The sequence below is a fragment of the Spiroplasma endosymbiont of Sarcophaga carnaria genome (assembly GCF_964019595.1).
Lineage (GTDB): Bacteria > Bacillota_I > Bacilli_A > Mycoplasmatales > Mycoplasmataceae > Spiroplasma > Spiroplasma poulsonii.
Genome location: NZ_OZ026456.1, coordinates 1,628,182 through 1,649,563 on the forward strand (window position 1 = coordinate 1,628,182; position 21,382 = coordinate 1,649,563).

Genomic DNA, 21,382 nt, shown 5'->3' on the forward strand with positions numbered 1-21,382 from the left:
AAAATAGAACAGTGGTGTAAAACGTGAAGAAAAACGAACAAGTGAAAACAATTAAAGAACCAAAAAACAAAAAGGCAATTAGTAAGTTAATTATTCGAATTGGAACTTTGTTAGTTTTAATTGTCGCAATGATTATTGGTGCTTATTTTTCAGCTGATAGTTTTCGTTATTCATATAAGACTGGAATTGCTTATTCGGGTGGATATCAAGTTCAAGTTAATGTATTAGATAAAAGTGACCCTAATTTTTCACAAGATACTCCAAATGGGGATAGTAAAAAAGGATTAGATTTATTACGTAATAAATTAGATCCATTATCAAATCAAAATTTGTATTTACAAACATTAGGTCGTAATGCTGTTGAAGTTGTTGTTGGAAAAAATATGTTTAAATCTTATAATGCCTTGAGTAAAACAATTCAACGTTTAGGAGCAATTTACTTAACAAATGGTAAAGGACAAGACTTACTAGTTAGTGATAATAATGGCACAAAAGAGCGAACACCGTTAAGTGATGTTATTTTAGGTTCAACAACAGGGGTTGACCAAAATCGTCGTCCAAGTATTACATTAAAAATTAAAGATCAAACAAAATGAGATAGTATTATTAATGGTTTAAAACCATCACAAGGTGGGGGTCAATCAGAACCGTTTTATATTTGAACGGATATTGGTCAATTTATTGATGATTTACGACATGATACTGATAATATTCAAACAATTGCAACTGTTTTTAATGCTGAAATTCGTAGTAAAGTGTCAGCGGGTGATTGAAGTAATATTTATCAAATTTTTAATGTTGAATATTATGATGCCGGAACCTCACAACTTCGTACTGGTAATTTATTAGATTTAGCATTAAGTTACCCAATTTCACAAGTTCGTACTTGAATGGAAGATTTGCGTTTTCGTTTTACCTCTGTCCCAACGGATAGATTATTAATTGATCCAAATGATAAAACAGCAACAACAAATCAATTTATTGATCCGTTACGCCCATATTTACAAACAATTATTGAGTATAATACTGCGTTAACAGATTTATACAAAGAACATATTATTAATTGAAATTCAATTAAACTGGGAACAGGTGCTGCTGAGAATTCAAATCAAATTACAATTTCAACGGAAACAGAAGCTCGCCAAATTAGTAATTTAATTAATGGGGGATTAAGTGGTTTAGAATTTGTTATTCGTGGTTATCGCGAAATTCCGCCTGTTGTTTCAGCTAATGTTTTTAAAATTTCGTTAATCATTTTAGGAGTATTAGTATTAGCAATTTTCATTGTTCTATTAGTTTATTATCGTTTATTTGGTTTTATCGCAATTTTAACATTATTATTTACAATAATTGCAACATTATATTTTTCTTCACTCTTGAAAGTACAAATTTCGCCAGAAAGTATTGCGGCATTATTGATTGCTTTTGGTTTAGCACTTGAAGGAAACTTGTTATTCTTTTCACGATATAAACGTGAGCGGTATGAAAATCAAATTCCCTTTGAACCAGCAATGAAAATTGCCAATAAACAAACAATAGCAGTCTTCATTGACGCATTAGTTGTTTTAATTATTTTGGGATTATCACTGTTCTGACAAGGAACAAATAATATTAAATCATTTGCTACAATTTTATTGGTGGGATTAATTATTTCCGTAGTAATGGTGTTTGCTGTTGCGCGTTTAATGTATTGAATTGTTATTAAGTTACGTTGACAAGAAAAACACCCTTGATTAGATGTTTCGCGTTTTTCAATAGGAAAACTATTTACGAAAAAAAGAGTTGTAACAACAACAGCATCAGAAGCATTAGCAGCTAGCGCTCAGTTACAAACAATAACAAAGAATGAACCTGCGATGGCAGACGGTGATAATGGCGGGATTGCACCAGCCAAAAAAGGAAAACAACATAAAATCGGAAAATGAACATTTTATAATATTACAAAATGAACCCCAATCGTTGGAATTATTTTGTTAATCGTTGCATTAGCAATTGCTTTTGCTGGAAAAGCAAATGTTGCTAATTCAATTAAGTCAGGGATTAATTTTACGATTAATCAAGATTTATGAGGAACTGATGACGATGAAACAGCAATTACAAAGTTATCAACGCAATTAGAAAGTATTCGTAATACAGCCCGTTATAACTTTAGTTATAATATTTATGTTCTTAAGCAACAAGAAAGTGGTGCTAATAACCGCATCTTAGTTGTTGGTACAAATATTACAAAAGGAACTTTTGAGCGAGAATTATTAACAGCCATTGCATCATTTTATAATGCAACCCCCAATGATCCTTCATTAGCATTGCAAAAAACTGATCCTGTTATGGAAGGATATATTTTAAAAATTGCGGCAATTAGTATTGGAATTGGATTAGTATGTATCTTTGTTTATACTTTATTCCGGTTAGATTGATCGCAATTTGTGGGAATGGTTTTAGCTAGTTTATTTACGCTAGTTACAACTATTGCGATTGCAATTATTACCCAATTATTAATTACATTTGAAATGTCAATCGCATTATTAGCAATTTTTGGTTTTGCGATTGCCTTTACAACAATGGTAATGGTTCGTGTAAAACAAAATAAAAAGGCGATTAATATTCGTGAATATGAAACATTCTTTACATATATGTCAGAGCATCGTTTCCAAATTAAGCGTTTACGTCGCGCACATAAAGTTTATTATCAAGAAGAATTAAAGAAATTAGCAATAAAACACCCGGAACTAAAATTACGAGAAATTAAAAAACAATATCATGACCAGTTAAAACGAACACAATTAGTGGCAAAAGATATTAAAAGCAAAAATCATAAAGTGATTCGTGAAGTTCGGAAAGACTTTAGAGTTTATAATTATGAACATAACTTTTTGCAAAAAGTTGCTAATATTACAATTAAACAAATGTTACAACATTGTTTAACATTGGGAATTATGTTTACAATTTTATTAATTACCTTAGCTGCTTTTTCGGGATTATGGTTTGGCTTTAATATTGTGATTTTAATTGGGTTAATTGTTGGAATGTTTGCAACCCTATTTGTTGGAATTCCAATTTGAGTGGTGTTAGAAAAATATCGGGCTTTAAATAAAATCCGTGTTAAAAATTATTTAGATTCACAACGAGTTGAAATTGATGAACAAATCGTAATTGGTATTAATGATTAATCATTAGCCAAGAAAGGGATTTTGCAAAAACGGAACTAAAAAACTTTATTGTTGATATTCCTAATTATCCAGAACCAGGAGTTATTTTTCGCGATATTACCCCAATTTTAAATAATTCATCTGCTTTTAAAATGGTTGTTGATCAGTTAGCAGCGTATGCAATTGCTCAACAAGCAAAGGTGATTATTGCCCCAGAAGCACGAGGATTCTTATTTGTACCAGCAGTTAGTTATGTGACGAACCTTCGTTTTGTTCCGGTTCGAAAACCAGGAAAATTACCACGGCAAGTTATTAGTGCAAAGTATAGTTATGAATATGCAACTAATCAGTTAGAAATGCATGTCGAAGATTTAAAACCACATGATCGTGTTTTAATTGTTGATGATGTTTTAGCAACGGGCGGAACAGCACAAGCAATTTGTGAACTTGTTAAAAAACAACAAGCAACGATTGTTGGTTTAGCATTCGTGGTGGACTTAACATATTTAAATGGTAAAAAGGATTTAACCGCATATCCAATTAAAACCCTGATTGAATATTCGGCATAATCGGTATATAATTAATAAATAGTACAAATAAAAGGGGTTGTTTATAATGGATCGGGATATTAAATACGAAGAGGTCTTAGCCCAAATTAAGTTGTACATCAAAGATGTGACAACGTTAAAAGAAATTTACAAAGCATATGAATATGCAGAAGAAAAACATCAAGGCCAAGTTCGTAATAGTGGAATTCCCTATATTAATCATCCATTATGAACAACCTTTTTTTTAGCCCAATGACGAATGGGACCTAAAACATTAATTGCCGGTTTACTGCATGATGTGTTAGAAGATACGCCCGCTACGTTTGAAGAATTACAAGAACGGTTTGGGATTGAAATCGCTAATTTAGTTGAAGGTGTAACAAAAGTTAGTTATTTTGCGAAAGAAAATCGAACTCAACTTAAAGCACAATATTTACGGAAATTATATTTATCAATGGCGAAAGATATTCGTGTTATTATTATTAAATTAGCCGATCGGTTACATAATTTAAAAACAATTGGTTATTTAAAACCAGAACGCCAACAAATTATTGCCCGAGAAAGTTTAGAAATTTATTCGGCAATTGCTCATCGGTTAGGTATGAAGGCGGTTAAACAAGAAATTGAAGATATTAGTTTTAAAATTATTAATCCTGTTCAATATAATAAAATTGTTTCGTTGTTAGAATCAAGTAATAAAGAACGCGAAAATGCAATTAATCAAAAAATTGAAGAATTAAAACAAGTCTTAATTATTGAAAAAGAAATGGCGGTCAAAGTATATGGCCGTAGTAAATCAATTTATTCAATTTATCGAAAAATGAATCAATTTGGTAAAAACTTTGATGATATTCATGATATTCTAGCAGTCCGCATTATTACAAATAGTGTTGATGAATGTTATAAAGTATTAGGCTTTGTGCACCAACATTATACGCCACTCAATAATCGTTTTAAAGATTATATTGCAACACCAAAACATAATTTATACCAATCATTACATACCACAATTGCAGCTGATGACGGTGTTATTTTTGAAGTGCAAATTCGAACTGAAGAAATGGATGAGTTAGCAGAACAAGGAGTTGCAGCGCACTGACGCTATAAAGAAGGCGAAAATTATGATATTGCTAAAAAACAAAAAGATATTGATGATCGCTTAGATATTTTTAAACGAATTTTAGACTTAGAAAATATTTCAGTGCAAGAACGAGATGAAATTCAACAAGAAGTTTATAAACCTGATCATTTAATGGAAGAGAGTATTCAAAATGATATTTTTTCGTCGTTAATTTATGTTTTAACGCCAAACGGAAAAGTAGTAACCTTGCCATTTGGTTCAACCGTCCTTGATTTTGCCTATAAAATTCATTCTGAAATTGGCGAAAAAACAATTGGGGCAAAAATCAATGGTTTATTTTCACCAATTTCAACAGTTTTAAAATCGGGTGATGTTATTGATATTAAAACAGCAGCAACGCAAAAACCAAATCATTCGTGGTTAGTGGTTGCTAAAACATCATCAGCATTACAAAAAATTAAAAAATATTTAAAAAAAGAATTAGCAGAAGCAACTAATGATACAAAATCAATTAATCTGGAAAAAATCAAGCAAACAAAAGGACAAATTGAAGAGTATATTGCAAAAAAAGATTTAAAATGAAAATTAGTTGATTCAGAAACACAACTAGAACGATTACATGCAATTAACTATAATAATATTGAAGATTTTTTATTAGATGTTGCTAATGATGAATACACCGTAGTAGAAGCAATTAATTTAATTTACTTAGATCGCGAAACAAGTCAGAATGAAAAAATTCTGAAAAAATTACAAGATAAACAATATAAAAAAGCACAATTAAAAGATGATATTATTGTGCAAGGAATTTCAAGTATTAAAGTTGTGATTTCACAATGTTGTTTACCATTACCATATGAAGAAATTACCGGATATGTTTCAAAAGCAGAAGGAATTAAAGTTCATTTGAAAACTTGCCGTAATTTACAAAGTAGTGATAAACAAGAACGTCAAGTGGAAGTTAGTTGAAATGAAGCGGTTTGTAAAAATAAGCAGTATGATTGTGCAATTCGAATTGAAGCAATTGACCGTCCCGCTTTGTTAGTTGATGTCACAAAAGTATTAAGTCATTTAAACGCTTCAGTGCAAATGATGACAGCTAATATTTCAAGTGATTTAATGAATATTACTATTAAAACAATTATTAAAATTAGTAACGCTGATCGGTTCCAACAAATTCTCTCGTCATTATTGGCAATTCCCGATATTAAAATTGTTGAGCGAGTTATGATGTAACAATAAGATTAGAAAATAAATTAATATATATTGTTATTGGTTTTCTTGGTATAATAAAAGTACTTAAGAAAATAGAAAATGGAGGCAGCTATGACAATAAAGTCTTGACTAAAATTTAGTAGCATATGATTTTTAGCAGGAATTGTAATTATTATGGCCGGAGCAGTTGTTCCAACTTTAAACCAACAAGTAGATGCGTTAAAAGAAGAAATTATTAAATCATTAAGTGTTAATGGTTTGACACCCAATCCGTTAGAAAGTTTACAAGGTGATAGTGCTTATAATATTTTAAATTTTTTATTATCATATGGATCATTTCAAGCAATTTTTAGTTTAAATGGTTTTAGTCTTTTTAAATTTTGAGTAATTGATTTATATATTTTTGTTCCTATTTTAAGTTTGTTTGCTGTTGGGATAGCAATTTTTGTTGTTGTTTTACTAACAAACGCAACCGCTGCGCATTGAAGATGAAATATTCGCTTATTAGTTGGAAAGATTTTATCAACAGGGGGCGGTATTCTGTTATATCTTGCCTTATTTTTGGGGTTATTTTTAGTTGCAATTATGGACAGTTCAAATTTTGTTAATGGCCAAGAAAAATATTGATATAATTTAACGAACGGTGGTTTAGTGACATGAACTAATAATGTTCAGTACCAACCAAATGTTTTTTCCGTGTTAGGGATAAATATTAATCAAACTGGTTTAGATAACTTTTTTGGCCAAGCACCAGGAGTTTTACAAGTTGGCGCAGTTTTTCTTATCTTTATTGCCCCAATTGCGGTTGCAATTTTAACGGTTGGATTAGGAATTCGAATTGCAATTGAATTATTGTTACCATCATCATCGGGTCATCGTGGTGGCATTGGTGCAAGTTTTAGCACTTGGTTAGGATATATAAATATTTCTTCTCGTCGCGAATTACGCCAACGGTTAGGAAGCAACATTGGGATGATTTTATTAATGATTGGTTTTCTAATCGTAATGATTTTCCCAGCCTTTACTTCAACAACTCGCTATGTAACAGCCAATTGAGTTATTTTAGCAATTGCGACTGTGTTAATGATTGTTAGTTTTATTCCCCTTTATTTTATGTTCTTTTGTTTAGCGCGGTTGCAAGAATTTTCTTATAACTTATTAATGTTTGTGCAAATGTTGACATGATTAGTAATTGGTTTAATTTGACAAATTTTTATGTGAACTGAATTTAAACAATATTTCCAATATCCAGCGGTCGTACCAGTTATTATGATTCTCTTCTTTATTAACATCTTATTAAGTTCATTTTATTTACTACTTCGTGGTTATCGAAAATAGGAATTGGCTTTTAACTTCTTTGAAATAAAGAAGTTTTTTTGTTTTGGTATGCTATAATTCTATTGATTAATTATTAAAAAGAAGGGAAAGTTAGGATGACAAAACTTACAGCAAATGCAATTCGAAAAATGTGGTTAGATTTTTTTCGAAGTAAAAATCATTACGAATTGCCATCAGTATCGTTAATTCCCGTTGATGATCCATCATTATTATGAATTAATTCGGGGGTGGCAACATTAAAACCATATTTTGATGGTCGCAAAACACCACCAGCCCCACGGTTAACAAATTCCCAAAAATCAATTCGCACAAACGATATTGAGAATGTGGGACATACAGCTCGTCACCATACTTTATTTGAAATGTTAGGTAATTTTTCAATTGGTGATTATTTTAAAAAGGAAGCAATTGTTTATGCTTGAGAATTTTTAACTGATAAAAAATGAATTGGATTTGATCCCGCCAAATTATATGTTACTGTTTATAAAGATGACCAGGAGGCATATGATGTTTGACATAATGTGATTGGGTTAAGTCCCGAACGAATTATTAAGGGGGGTAAAGATACTAACTTCTGAGAAATTGGGGAAGGACCATGTGGACCAAATACCGAAATCTTTTATGATCGTGGTGAAAAATATGATTCTGAACATATGGGAATCAAGTTATTACAAGACGACTTAGAAAATGATCGCTATTTAGAGGTTTGAAATATTGTTTTTTCTCAATACAATAATAATGGGGATGGAACTTATACCGATTTACCACGTAAAAACATTGATACTGGTGCTGGGTTGGAACGAATTACTTCTATTATTCAAGAAACACCAACTAATTTTGAAACCGATTTATTTATGCCAATTATTAAAGCAGTTGAAAAATTAGTGCAGGGGAAATATCATTATGATCAAACGGCATTGTTTACCAATGATGCACAGCAAATTAAAATTAATACTGCTTTTAAAGTAATTGCTGATCATTTACGAGCAGTAACATTTGCGATTGCAGATGGGGCGTTTCCAGGAAACAAGGATCGTGGGTATGTTATTCGTCGGTTAATTCGTCGCGCTAGTTTATATGGTAAAAAATTAGGGTTAGAACAACCATTTTTATCCCAATTAGTGCAAACCGTAATTCAGATTATGAGTGAATATTATATTTATTTAATTGAAAAACAATCAATTATTGAACAAGCGGTATTAGATGAAGAAAATAAATTTTTAAAAACATTAGAACAAGGAAACAAATTATTTAATGAAGTTAAAGCAAAGTATGGCCTAATTTCCAAAGAACATGCTTTTCGCTTATTTGAAAGTTATGGTTTTCCAATTGAATTAATTGAAGAAGAAGCACGCGAAGCGGGAATAAAAGTTGATCGAATTGGTTTTGAAGAATTATTAGCAAATGCCAAAGAAATTTCACGAACTAATCGGAAAGATATTAAAGCAATTCAGTTGCAAAGTGAACTTTTTACGCAATTAGATGTTGTTAGCAAATTTGTTGGTTATGAACATGAACAAGTTAATAATACAGCAATTGTTTTTATGTTCGCAAATGATCACACAGTTTCTGAATTAACAAATACAACGGGATATCTTATTTTAGCAGAAACACCTTTTTATGCTGAAAAGGGTGGGCAAGCTGCTGATCATGGTTTAATCTTAAAGGATAATAATACAGCTTATGTTTTAGATGTTCAACAAGGACCAAATAAACAACACTTACATTATGTTAAAGTGGAAGGAACATTAAAAAAAGAGGATTTAGTAAATGCTTCAATTGATAGTGACCGTCGATTTTATACTCGTAAAAATCATTCCGGAACACATTTAATTCATGCAGCATTACGAGAAGTTTTAGGAACGCATGTTATGCAAACGGGGTCTTATAATGATGATGAACGATTACGAATTGATATTACACATAATCAGCCAATTACTACTGCCGAAATTATGGCTGTTGAAGCATCAGTTGTAAAAGCGATTCGCGCAGCAATTCCTTGTGAAGTAATTTATACTGATATGCAAACAGCACTAGACGTTCATCAAGCACTAGCTTTTTTTACTGAAAAGTATGATGAAGAAGTGCGAATTATTAAATTTGGAACTTATTCATGTGAACTTTGTGGGGGAACCCATGTTGCTAATTCACAAGATGTCGAAGATTTATTAGTAACGGGAATTGAATCAAAAGGAGCAGGAACATTTCGGATTCATGCTATTACATCAAATAAAACAATTGCTAGTTATTTAAATGAGCAGTTTCTAAAAGAAAAAACTGAAGCAGTTAATTACTTTGAGAAATATAATCAAGGGAAATTGGTTTTAACTGATCAACAGTTAGAACAAATTTGAGACCAAATTAGTAATTTAACTGTTTCAAAACAGAATTGAAAATTATTAAAACAATTAGTAAATCAATTTAAAGAGTGTTTTAAGCATTGACAAAAACAATATGATAATGCTATTATTCGGGATTTTGTGAAACAATATCATGCCTTACCAGTACAAGAAAACAACGGGATTCAAGTTTTAACTTATCAATTTTCAACAAAGGTTGATGTTAATGCTTTAAAAGTATTAATTGATGATTATAAAACACGGTATTCTAATATTTTAATTTTCTTTGTTGATATGACTGATTCAACCCAACAAAAATTAGTTATTGGGGTTAGTGATGCTTTACATAATCGTTATCAAGCTAATCGTATTATTCAACAATTAAACCCCTTACTTGATGGTAAAGGGGGCGGAAACAATAGTGTTGCTCAAACTGGATTTAAAAATAAAACTATTATTACAAAATTACTAGCAGACCCCCTTGCGTTTTTACAAAAACATGGCTAAATATTATTTAGGAGTTGATCTCGGAACTAAAACGTTGGGGCTTGCGACAAGTCACTGGATGATTGCGACAAGTTATGGGGTTTATCAGTTTCCTGATCACAATTTTTTAAATGCAGCACAATATTTAGCAACATTAATTGCAAATGAAAAGGTTAGTGATCTTGTTATTGGTTATCCCAAAAATATGAATAATACGATTGGACCACGGGCAATGATGGTTGATGATTTTATTGCATTATTAAAACCAATGCTAAGTCCTGTAATTGTAATTCACTTAGTTGATGAACGGTTGACAACCAGACAAGCACACCAAATTATGTTAGAAGCTAATTTATCGCGACAAAAACGGAAAAGTAAAAAAGATAGTTTAGCAGCACAATTAATTTTAGAAACATTTCTTCAACAAAAATAAAAGAGCAACCCTCTTTTATTTTTTTTAATTAATTATTATACAAGTATCGATAGGAAAAGCAAGAAAAAAACTTTAATTTTGTCGAAAACTCTTGATATTTATAAAATATACCTAAAATTAGGTATATTTTTAATATATAGAGGTAAATAAATGATGAAAAAAATAATTACAGAATTAATAAATAGCTTAACAGATGATCAATTTTTAGAATTTTATGAAAAAATAAAACAACAAGCAGACTTAATTAAAAAACAAAAACGTTTAAATGAAATTGATCAAAAATTTAGAGATAAAGGCATTATATGTCCTAATTGCAAATCTTTTCATTGTGTTAAAAATGGTCATAATTCCGAAGGAAAACAAAAATATTTATGTAAAAAATGTCGTGCTAGTTTTGATGCATTTCGTCATCATTTTACTTATTGAAGTCATTTAAATTATGAACAGTGAAATTTATTAATTCAAATTTCATTGTTAGGACAATCTAGTAAAATAATTTCTCGTTTTATTAAAACAACCCCAAAAACCGCTTGATATAATCGACAAAAATTAATGCAATCAAAACAATTAGAAAATACACAGTTAAAATTTAAAAAATTAAATGGTCAAATCCAAATGGATGAAACATTTATTAAAGAAATTCATAAAGGCAATTTTAAAGATAAATTTGATAAACGAAAAACTCATCTCGATCCATTTTCAACTGATACCAAATGCTGTATTCAAATGGCAGTTGATAGCAATAATAATATTTTTGTTCAATCCACCAATACCAAAAGATTACAAAAACAATGGATTATTGAAAATATGAATAAGCAACTAATTAAAGAAAAATCAATAATTATTTCTGATATGCAACCACTATATTTATTAGTAGCAAAACAAACAAATTCTACTCTATATTCCACCAAAACTAGTACAAACCCTGATACTAGTTATCAAAAGTTAAATAAGATTAGTAAATTACAATCCAGTCTTAAAGAAGCCTTAATTCATTATCATGGTTTGGGTTTCACTAATATTCAAAATTATTTAAAGCTCTGAAAATGAAAATACCAACACAAAGGTTTAACACCAAACCAACAATCAACGGTATTATATTTTAACGTTTAAAAAATTTAAAGCAAAATCATAATCTTACACAAAATTAGTTTTCAAATTGTCATATTGATGATTTTTTTTATTTCATCAAGAGTTTTCTTTAATTTTGTCGAAAACTCTTGATATTTATAAAATATACCTAAAATTAGGTATATTTTTAATATATGGAGGTAAATAAATGATGAAAAAAATAATTACAGAATTAATAAATAGCTTAACAGATGATCAATTTTTAGAATTTTATGAAAAAATAAAACAACAAGCAGACTTAATTAAAAAACAAAAACGTTTAAATGAAATTGATCAAAAATTTAGAGATAAAGGCATTATATGTCCTAATTGCAAATCTTTTTATTGTGTTAAAAATGGTCATAATTCCGAAGGAAAACAAAAATATTTATGTAAAAAATGTCGTGCTAGTTTTGATGCATTTCGTCATCATTTTACTTATTGAAGTCATTTAAATTATGAACAGTGAAATTTATTAATTCAAATTTCATTGTTAGGACAATCTAGTAAAATAATTTCTCGTTTTATTAAAACAACCCCAAAAACCGCTTGATATAATCGACAAAAATTAATGCAATCAAAACAATTAGAAAATACACAGTTAAAATTTAAAAAATTAAATGGTCAAATCCAAATGGATGAAACATTTATTAAAGAAATTCATAAAGGCAATTTTAAAGATAAATTTGATAAACGAAAAACTCATCTCGATCCATTTTCAACTGATACCAAATGCTGTATTCAAATGGCAGTTGATAGCAATAATAATATTTTTGTTCAATCCACCAATACCAAAAGATTACAAAAACAATGGATTATTGAAAATATGAATAAGCAACTAATTAAAGAAAAATCAATAATTATTTCTGATATGCAACCACTATATTTATTAGTAGCAAAACAAACAAATTCTACTCTATATTCCACCAAAACTAGTACAAACCCTGATACTAGTTATCAAAAGTTAAATAAGATTAGTAAATTACAATCCAGTCTTAAAGAAGCCTTAATTCATTATCATGGTTTGGGTTTCACTAATATTCAAAATTATTTAAAGCTCTGAAAATGAAAATACCAACACAAAGGTTTAACACCAAACCAACAATCAACGGTATTATATTTTAACGTTTAAAAAATTTAAAGCAAAATCATAATCTTACACAAAATTAGTTTTCAAATTGTCATATTGATGATTTTTTTTATTTCATCAAGAGTTTTCGACAAAATTAAAGAGAGTTTTCCTTTAATTTTGTCGAAAACTCTTGATATTTATAAAATATACCTAAAATTAGGTATATTTTTAATATATGGAGGTAAATAAATGATGAAAAAAATAATTACAGAATTAATAAATAGCTTAACAGATGATCAATTTTTAAAATTTTATGAAAAAATAAAACAACAAGCAGACTTAATTAAAAAACAAAAACGTTTAAATGAAATTGATCAAAAATTTAGAGATAAAGGCATTATATGTCCTAATTGCAAATCTTTTCATTGTGTTAAAAATGGTCATAATTCCGAAGGAAAACAAAAATATTTATGTAAAAAATGTCGTGCTAGTTTTGATGCATTTCGTCATCATTTTACTTATTGAAGTCATTTAAATTATGAACAGTGAAATTTATTAATTCAAATTTCATTGTTAGGACAATCTAGTAAAATAATTTCTCGTTTTATTAAAACAACCCCAAAAACCGCTTGATATAATCGACAAAAATTAATGCAATCAAAACAATTAGAAAATACACAGTTAAAATTTAAAAAATTAAATGGTCAAATCCAAATGGATGAAACATTTATTAAAGAAATTCATAAAGGCAATTTTAAAGATAAATTTGATAAACGAAAAACTCATCTCGATCCATTTTCAACTGATACCAAATGCTGTATTCAAATGGCAGTTGATAGCAATAATAATATTTTTGTTCAATCCACCAATACCAAAAGATTACAAAAACAATGGATTATTGAAAATATGAATAAGCAACTAATTAAAGAAAAATCAATAATTATTTCTGATATGCAACCACTATATTTATTAGTAGCAAAACAAACAAATTCTACTCTATATTCCACCAAAACTAGTACAAACCCTGATACTAGTTATCAAAAGTTAAATAAGATTAGTAAATTACAATCCAGTCTTAAAGAAGCCTTAATTCATTATCATGGTTTGGGTTTCACTAATATTCAAAATTATTTAAAGCTCTGAAAATGAAAATACCAACACAAAGGTTTAACACCAAACCAACAATCAACGGTATTATATTTTAACGTTTAAAAAATTTAAAGCAAAATCATAATCTTACACAAAATTAGTTTTCAAATTGTCATATTGATGATTTTTTTTATTTCATCAAGAGTTTTCGACAAAATTAAAGGAGTTTTCGACAAAATTAAAGGAAAAAAATGATATAATTTTATGGAAAGCATTTTACTTAGGGATATGAATAAAATTGAGGTTAAGATGATGACTAAGAAAAAATTAAATGAAACAAAACAACTACAAGAAGTTAATAACAATTTAAAAATGAATGTTAACGAAGCGACTGTTATTAAAGCTTTAACAAAAGCTTGAAAAAAATCAGAACCATATTTAAAATTAATGACCGAATATCAAACATTAAATGCAACTGGTACAGTTGATTGAGATGAACGTTATGAAAAAGAGTACGAAAAATTTATTAAAGCAGTTCTTGGAGAAAATGTTAACTTTAAAAAAACAATAACTAAAAAATTATCAAAGTCAAAAACAAAAACTACAGCAAGTAAAAAAAGTAATATGGGAATGGGAATAAATCCCGGACAATTAGATCTGCTAGCAAAACGAAAATTATATCGTTCCGAAGATTTGTTTCCAGCACGCGTGGTGAGAGGATATCAAGAATCACAAGCAGAAATTGAATCAGAATTAGCTGCCCCACGCGAAAGTTTTTTAAATAATAATATTAATGTATTAGCAACTGATCAAAAACACAAACAAGTAGGACCAAATGAAACAATGAGTACTACTTTTGAAACAGATACGGACAATTTAACGGTTGAAACGAAACCAGAGGAATCATCACCAAAGGAAGTTGAAGATTTAATTAGCAAATTAAATCCAAATCAACAACGTTTAATTCGCCAACGGAATGAACAATATGGTCGTTTTCAAAGTAAGCGCGAGGAAATGATTAGGGTAAATGCTGATGAAGATGCAAGTGAAACCTTAAAAACTTTTAATAACCAAGTTAAAGAACATGCAAAAAGTTGAGGTTTAAATTCAAATCAAATTGAATTATTAGCCCGCCGTGATGTTACAAATCGCGATGTGCATCCGTACTTGAATCGAGCACGTGGTGTCTATCATCCTGAAGAAGATTATTCGCGCGTAAATAGTGACCTTAAACCACGCTCTCTTGATGAAATTAAGGACCAAATGAATTTAAATAAAAATCAATTAGAATTATTATCTCGTCGTGATTCTCATCCGTCAGAATGAAAACAATATATGAAAGAAATTACTTCGCCAAAAGATGACGAGAATGAAGAAAAAGTTATGATTGATCCAGAAAATGTTATTAAAAAACGAAATCAAATGGTTCAAGAAAGTTTAGCGCGTAGTTTAGGAAAAACAAAGAAACAAATTGGTGGTAAATATATTCGAAATTTCATTACTGAAGATCCGAAACGAAAACCAATTTTTAAAACAGATCTTTATTTAGATACAGCAATTACTAATCAAATTAGACCATTGTTTGTTAAATCAATTGCTAAACCAAAACCAAAGGTTTCACCAAAATTTGCTGCTGCGAAAGTAATGCCAAATTCGGTGATTGCTTCATTTTCAGCGCCAAGTAATCGAAACTGAGCAGAACCACAAATGAATGGAGTAGCAAAGGAAAGTACTGCAAGTAAGATAACACCTGTTTCTTCAGGACCAGTTGAATATAAATATGTTTCAACAGTTGACCATAAAAAACGACCTAATTTAAAAAAACTAAAATTTGGTAATAGTTATGAAGAAAAAAGAATCAAAAAATTAGATGTTACAATAATAAAACCAGAAGAAACGTTAGATAATGCTAAAATAAAAAAAGGGATAATTGAAAAGCAAGCTTGATTGATTTAACATTATATACTCAAAAAGAATGGTCGAATAAATTATTTTGGGGTCTTAAATTAATTATGCTGATCCAACTAAAACACCTGATTTAACAATAAATTTAGCAGAAAACCAATATACTTATGCCGGTTATCATCCACGAGAAATTCGTGAAATTGAACGACGACAAGTAGAACACAATCATGAACGATTAATAAAAGAAAAGTTAATTCAAAAAAATATTCGCAAAGAAACACGGTATCAAAAAAAACTACGTCAGCGAAAAAGTTAAACCAAAACCAATACCACATATTTTAATTAATAAATATCTGGCAGAAGGAAAAAAGGTTATTAATGGTTTTTTAGTTGACTCAGGAGAAAACAAAACTGGTAAGGAACAGCAAAAGAAATAAACAAGTGGGGAATAACAATGAAAGCAACATTATCAACAGCAGACTTAATTCGAAAATATTTTGATGAAGTTGTTACTTCAAGTGGGATTGATCCTAAAAAACGACCAGATGTTGCGCTGCAATGAGCGCAAGAAAAAGAACTTTGAGCGCAAGAAGCGGATGCTGAAATACAACAACAATTATTACAAGTATTAAAAGTTAATCAAAACGTTCAAACCCAACAGTTGCACCACCAACAAGAATTAATTTTGCGTGACTTACAACAAGCACGGTTAATTGAACTACGAAAACGAGAAGAATATTTAGCAACATTAGCAAAACCAGTTAAGTTACCAAAAGTAAATAAAAAAATGCTTAATAGTGATGTTGAAACAAAGCATTCTTTTCCAAAATCCTTTTTTAAGAAAGATAACAAAATAGGACCTTCTTATGAAGAGGATAATTATGGCACAATCCTAATGCGTGAAATTGGACAAGCATTAGCTAATGAATATGAAATATATCATCCTGTCCAAATTGAAAAACCAATTAAGCAAGTAGTTGCTATGAAAAAACCAAAAAAGTACCGTTTAATTTACAAAAAAGGGCCAAAATCACGGTGATAGGGTCTAAAAAATAATAAAATAATATTATAAATATTTTTATAAAAAAAGCAAGGTTTTTTACGAAAACTATTTAAAAAACTGCAAAAATTTTATATAATATATGTATGTATTAAAATAATTAGAAAGTAAATAAAGAGGACTAGAAAAAATGGCAAAAGAAAAAGACACAGATACTGTTGTCGTTACTCGTGCTGATTATGGTAGCATTATTGATTCAGAACGAGATGCAACAGAACTAATGGATAAAAAACTAACTCCAGCAACAATTAAAATTTTATTAAGACAGTTAGATGAAAATAGCCCAGAGTATCAAGCATTAAAACAAAAATATTTAACCGAGGTAGTTGGGACTAAAAAGAAAGGTGTTATTCGTTTAAAAGATAAAGATAATGCTTGAGAAGAACAAAAAAATAAAAGTAAATTTATTGATTATAGTTATCGTGTTGACAAAGAAATTCCAGTTTTTGCAAGATTAAACAATCACAAAGCAAAACAAGCAGCTAGTAAAAAATCAGCAGCAAAAGTGAAACCGCCAGTTCAGGAAGACATTCTAATCTCAACACTATTAAATCAACCAAGAACTAATAAAACTATGAATGGAACAAAAAAGTCTGCTAAAAATGCCCCTCTGAAAACAACTAATTTAATTAAACCACCGTTAAAAGACAGTGAATTAATTAATGATGAGTTTAATACTTTCTCAAATTGGAATAGTTTAGATGTTGATCGTGTTAAAACAAAATTAGGGTCAACAGGATCAGAACCAGATGAAACTAGAACAATTATCCGTCGGAACGAAACAGAAGAAATAACAACAATTAGTCGTGATTTACGTCCGATTTTAGCCCAACAAATTTCGCAAATTAAACGAAATGGGTTATCAGTTGTTGACTTTGTTGTTGATTCTGATGATAAAATTGAAATTGAAAAAGGGGATGAAGAAATTCTTGTTCGTTTAATCAAACAAAATCAAGTTGAAATTAACTTAAATGAATTTGCGGCAAGAGATATTGTACCACCAAAACCAACACCAGTTAAAATTATTCGGACTGCTGAAGATCCATTATCAATGGAAGAACGATTAATTTTACGGTTAGAAAACAAGGCTCGTTTTTATAAATTAAATGTGGAAGAACAAACACAATTAGAACACTTAAAAGCAACCTTTGTTTTGAAAACAAAACAAAAAAATAATAAAAAAGAAACTGCAGCACAAAAAGCAAAGAACAAAAAAGGGCAAGATGCAACAATGGCCTTTGCGAATGAGCAAGCAGAATTGGAAAATGAGGATCGTTATAAAACAACAAATTATAATCATCAATATGATGAAAAGAAACGACCTAATGTTGATCAACGTTTAGTTTATGAACAAAAAATGCTACAGTATTTGTTGGAAGTTCGCCAACAATATGAACAAGGTTATAATCGTCAAATTTCCCAGGAATTAGCTGACTTTAACCGAGCAATAAATTTATCACGAACAATTAAAACAAAAGATGAAAAATTAAATGAGGAAATTTTACAAAATCGTAATAAATCAATAGCATTGTTACGAAAACATGTGATGTTATTAAACCAGAAGCAATATGCTGAAATCAAGTTGTTAGATAAACAAGTCCTTAAATATAAAAACACAAAAGGAAATATTGAAGAGTTTATTAAACGCCAAAAAGAATTTCAACGATTGTTACGAATTCGTGAAGAAGTAAAAGAAAATCGCCAAGCTTTAATTGAATCGCTACGAGTGCAAGCACAATTGATGCAAGAAGCACGCGATAAAAAATAACGTATTAATTATCAACTCGTTAACTATCAACCAAAATTAGCAATAAAAGAGAGATAGAATAGGAAACAGGAGGTAACGAGAAATGATAAGAGATATTAAAACCGGACATTTATATTTTTTGCATAATGGAAAAATTATTTGTATTGATCGAATGCATAAAAATCAAATGTTTTTTGCTGGTAATGAACAAGATTATAATCATTTTATTAGCTATAATGTTTATACTGAAGACAATGTGGCAAATTCCCAAACTAAAAATGATTTTATATTATTACGAAATGTTAAATTACATGGGAAATTATTATATTTATATCCAAAGGAAATTAGATTTTTAAAATTAGCAGAAATTAAAGCACCACTATTACTTAATGGTATTCATGTTCGTGTTCATGAAAAAACTTTTGATTATCAAGAAGCATTAACGCGCAAAGACAATGATTATTTAATTGAGCAGTTAATTGCTGAAGATGAAATCCAATATCGTTATCAACATCAAAAACGAACTAGTCATTTTTGACATCGTAAGAAACCATAGGTTTCTTTTTTACTTAATTTAAGAGAAAGGAGGGAAATAATGTTAAGTCATAAGAAGCAACAATATTTAACAAAAATTCGTCAGGAATTAGGATTACCAGCGTTAAATTGAAAACAAGAATTAAAATTGGAACAGTATCGGTATTTTGATAAAATTATTGAACGGTATGTTAAAACTGTTAGTTATATGTGATATTTTAAAAATGTTGCTTTTTATGATGATGTTAGTAAAATAACATATTATTTTCCTCGCTTAATTTTAACTCGTAAAAATCTTTATTTTTTAAAAATGCAAGCATTAATTGCTCCAGTTAAGACAACAATGGCTGCTTCGGTATGAGAACAAAACAATACTTTGATTACTTCTCCAATTGTTACACAACAATTTATGATTAATCGGATGATGAAAATGATTAATGTAAAACAGTTCTTACGAACAGCAACCATTAATTTAGTTGTTGTTAATAGCAAAGAACCATTTACACTAACAGATGCTACAAGTTATGATAATATTCAAATAATTAATCAACAACAATATCATTGAAGTGATATAATAAAACATATTGAAAAGAATGATGATTTAACAAACGATCTTTTAGCTGATGAAACAATTTTAATGTTACATCATTTATTTGGCGTTCATAGTCATCGTCATAATTCGCGGTTACAAAAACGAAGTTTATTTTGTTTATATCACTATATTTAAGAAGGAGTATGTCACGTGTCAAAACGCCAAGAACGGATTAATATTATCAATTTGTTATATCGTCATTTTATTTTGAAACATGATGTTTTAACAACAAAACAAGAGGCTTATGATTTTTCACAAGTTGTAACAACTAATGTTGAATCAGAACAAATTTATAATATTTTGAAAAATTTACCAACAATTATTGCTCTTATTAATCAGTATTTAAAACCAGGATGAAAGTTTGAACGACTAAGTAATTATCATAAAGCTGTTTTAGTGTATGGCGTTTATGCAATTCATTATCAAGGTTTAGCAAAAGCAATTGTGATTGATGAAAGTTTAGAAATTTTAAAACTTTATAGTGAAGATACTGATTTTAGTTATATCAATTCAATTCTAGATCAAATTTAGGGTTTTTATTTATTTATCAAAAAAGAACGAAAAAAAAGTAAGACAGTGATTTGTATCAAACTTTAAAACCACAATTAAAAGAGCATCATATAACTTATACAATTCAAGCAGTTGGTGAACCAACATTTATTAATAATGATAAAATGGTAAATTATTATTCAAAAGGATTATTAACACTTTATAAAAATGATGAAAAATTAGAATTAGGAATTATTTTATCAGCACAAAATTCAGATATTGCAAAAGCAGTTGGTAGTGCTTTAACTTATGGTGCTCGTTATTGATTGTGTAAGACATTTGGTATAGCAACTGATGAATTAGACCCTGATAGTACTGAAATAAGTAAAGAAAATAGTAATCAAGTTATTAAAGAAACTAATAAGCAACAAATTAATAATTTAAATCTAAATTGAATGAGGGAAGAGCATTTTAATAATATTAAAGATTTTATTACAAATACAAAAATAGAACAAGATATTATTTCAAAAGGTAAAAATTGAATAAAAGAAGAATTAAATGTTGAAAAATTATCACCAGTTATAATTAGAAAACAAAGCGAAGATTTTTATTATCAATTTAAAGAAAGATTTTTAAGATAATGATAAAAATAGGTATTGACCCATCAGGAACTGGTACTACTGCTATTGTTATATATGAAAATAATAAATTAATTAAACAAAATGAATTTACTAGTAAATATTGAAAAGAACATTATAAATTTATTGATGAATTTATAGATGAATATTTATATTCAGCTTAATAAATCATCTCTATCTTTACTAGCATTAGCAGATGTATATAAACAATCTTCAATATTTAATCCTTTTGGAAAAAGTTCACCTTTATTTTTTACATAATAAGATTACTGGGTGCGATTGAAAATACTTGAGTTAGTTATAATTGGGTATCACCTAAACATACTAAATCAGTTGTTAAAAATATGGAAAATTTAAGTAAATATAATGATAGTTGTATATGAAAATTTGATAAAGATACTAATTTAACTTATCAATATGGTAAAGGTTGAAAATATAATAATGATAAAATAAGTAATCATTTACGAGATGCAATTATTATTGCTAATTATGAAAGTTAATATTATGAAACATTCATATAATCAAAAAACAGGAAAGTATTATTCTTGCAAAATTAG

At 28.8% G+C, this 21,382-nt stretch carries 18 protein-coding genes; all 18 read left to right on the plus strand.

Annotation, left to right across the window (positions count from 1 at the left end; translation table 4 throughout):
* Positions 1 to 23: 23 nt before the first annotated feature.
* The 18 genes from AACK91_RS09375 (at position 24) to AACK91_RS09460 (ending at position 21,325) form a co-directional block, all read left to right on the plus strand.
* Positions 24 to 3,170, plus strand: a complete 3,147-nt coding sequence (locus AACK91_RS09375) for a protein translocase SecDF, variant type (RefSeq protein ID WP_338966142.1) — start codon at positions 24 to 26, stop codon at positions 3,168 to 3,170.
* A 2-nt stretch (positions 3,171 to 3,172) separates the two neighbouring features.
* Positions 3,173 to 3,718 carry an adenine phosphoribosyltransferase gene (locus tag AACK91_RS09380; RefSeq protein ID WP_338966605.1) on the plus strand — a complete coding sequence of 182 codons (546 nt, stop codon included), beginning with the start codon at positions 3,173 to 3,175 and terminating at the stop codon, positions 3,716 to 3,718.
* 46 nt (positions 3,719 to 3,764) lie between these two features.
* Complete coding sequence (locus AACK91_RS09385) at positions 3,765 to 6,014, plus strand: RelA/SpoT family protein (protein ID WP_338966145.1); 2,250 nt, start codon at positions 3,765 to 3,767, stop codon at positions 6,012 to 6,014.
* A 90-nt stretch (positions 6,015 to 6,104) separates the two neighbouring features.
* Positions 6,105 to 7,331: a motility-associated protein Scm1 gene (gene scm1, locus AACK91_RS09390; RefSeq protein WP_338966148.1), complete on the plus strand. Its 1,227-nt coding sequence runs from the start codon at positions 6,105 to 6,107 to the stop codon at positions 7,329 to 7,331.
* A gap of 95 nt (positions 7,332 to 7,426) precedes the next feature.
* Complete coding sequence (alaS, locus tag AACK91_RS09395; protein WP_338966150.1) at positions 7,427 to 10,177, plus strand: alanine--tRNA ligase; 2,751 nt, start codon at positions 7,427 to 7,429, stop codon at positions 10,175 to 10,177.
* Positions 10,170 to 10,589, plus strand: a complete 420-nt coding sequence (ruvX, locus tag AACK91_RS09400) for a Holliday junction resolvase RuvX (protein ID WP_338966153.1) — start codon at positions 10,170 to 10,172, stop codon at positions 10,587 to 10,589. The genes alaS and ruvX overlap by 8 nt, the downstream gene beginning before the upstream one ends.
* Before the next feature lie 150 nt (positions 10,590 to 10,739).
* Positions 10,740 to 11,702, plus strand: coding sequence for an IS1/IS1595 family N-terminal zinc-binding domain-containing protein (locus tag AACK91_RS09405; protein ID WP_338963247.1), 963 nt, complete (start codon positions 10,740 to 10,742; stop codon positions 11,700 to 11,702).
* Positions 11,703 to 11,868: 166 nt separating this feature from the next.
* A complete protein-coding gene (locus AACK91_RS09410) occupies positions 11,869 to 12,831 on the plus strand; it encodes an IS1/IS1595 family N-terminal zinc-binding domain-containing protein (RefSeq protein ID WP_338965530.1) in 963 nt (320 codons plus the stop codon).
* A 189-nt stretch (positions 12,832 to 13,020) separates the two neighbouring features.
* On the plus strand, positions 13,021 to 13,983 hold the full coding sequence (locus AACK91_RS09415) for an IS1/IS1595 family N-terminal zinc-binding domain-containing protein (protein WP_338964514.1): 963 nt from the start codon (positions 13,021 to 13,023) through the stop codon (positions 13,981 to 13,983).
* A 165-nt stretch (positions 13,984 to 14,148) separates the two neighbouring features.
* Positions 14,149 to 15,816 carry a hypothetical protein gene (locus AACK91_RS09420; protein ID WP_338966156.1) on the plus strand — a complete coding sequence of 556 codons (1,668 nt, stop codon included), beginning with the start codon at positions 14,149 to 14,151 and terminating at the stop codon, positions 15,814 to 15,816.
* A 403-nt stretch (positions 15,817 to 16,219) separates the two neighbouring features.
* Positions 16,220 to 16,807: a hypothetical protein gene (locus AACK91_RS09425; RefSeq protein ID WP_338966159.1), complete on the plus strand. Its 588-nt coding sequence runs from the start codon at positions 16,220 to 16,222 to the stop codon at positions 16,805 to 16,807.
* 148 nt (positions 16,808 to 16,955) lie between these two features.
* Positions 16,956 to 18,593, plus strand: a complete 1,638-nt coding sequence (locus AACK91_RS09430) for a hypothetical protein (RefSeq protein ID WP_338966162.1) — start codon at positions 16,956 to 16,958, stop codon at positions 18,591 to 18,593.
* Positions 18,594 to 18,675: 82 nt separating this feature from the next.
* Positions 18,676 to 19,128: a hypothetical protein gene (locus AACK91_RS09435; protein WP_338966165.1), complete on the plus strand. Its 453-nt coding sequence runs from the start codon at positions 18,676 to 18,678 to the stop codon at positions 19,126 to 19,128.
* Positions 19,129 to 19,167: 39 nt separating this feature from the next.
* Positions 19,168 to 19,833 (plus strand): hypothetical protein, encoded by a 666-nt coding sequence (locus tag AACK91_RS09440; RefSeq protein WP_338966168.1) that lies wholly within the window; start codon positions 19,168 to 19,170, stop codon positions 19,831 to 19,833.
* 15 nt (positions 19,834 to 19,848) lie between these two features.
* On the plus strand, positions 19,849 to 20,229 hold the full coding sequence (locus AACK91_RS09445; RefSeq protein ID WP_338966171.1) for a transcription antitermination factor NusB: 381 nt from the start codon (positions 19,849 to 19,851) through the stop codon (positions 20,227 to 20,229).
* A gap of 50 nt (positions 20,230 to 20,279) precedes the next feature.
* A complete protein-coding gene (locus AACK91_RS09450) occupies positions 20,280 to 20,828 on the plus strand; it encodes an ERF family protein (protein ID WP_338966173.1) in 549 nt (182 codons plus the stop codon).
* Entirely contained in the window at positions 20,828 to 20,989 is a 162-nt protein-coding gene (locus AACK91_RS09455) for a hypothetical protein (protein ID WP_338966176.1), read from the plus strand. Before AACK91_RS09450 ends, AACK91_RS09455 begins: the two co-directional genes overlap by 1 nt.
* Before the next feature lie 180 nt (positions 20,990 to 21,169).
* Positions 21,170 to 21,325 (plus strand): hypothetical protein, encoded by a 156-nt coding sequence (locus AACK91_RS09460; RefSeq protein ID WP_338966178.1) that lies wholly within the window; start codon positions 21,170 to 21,172, stop codon positions 21,323 to 21,325.
* Positions 21,326 to 21,382 lie beyond the last annotated feature (57 nt).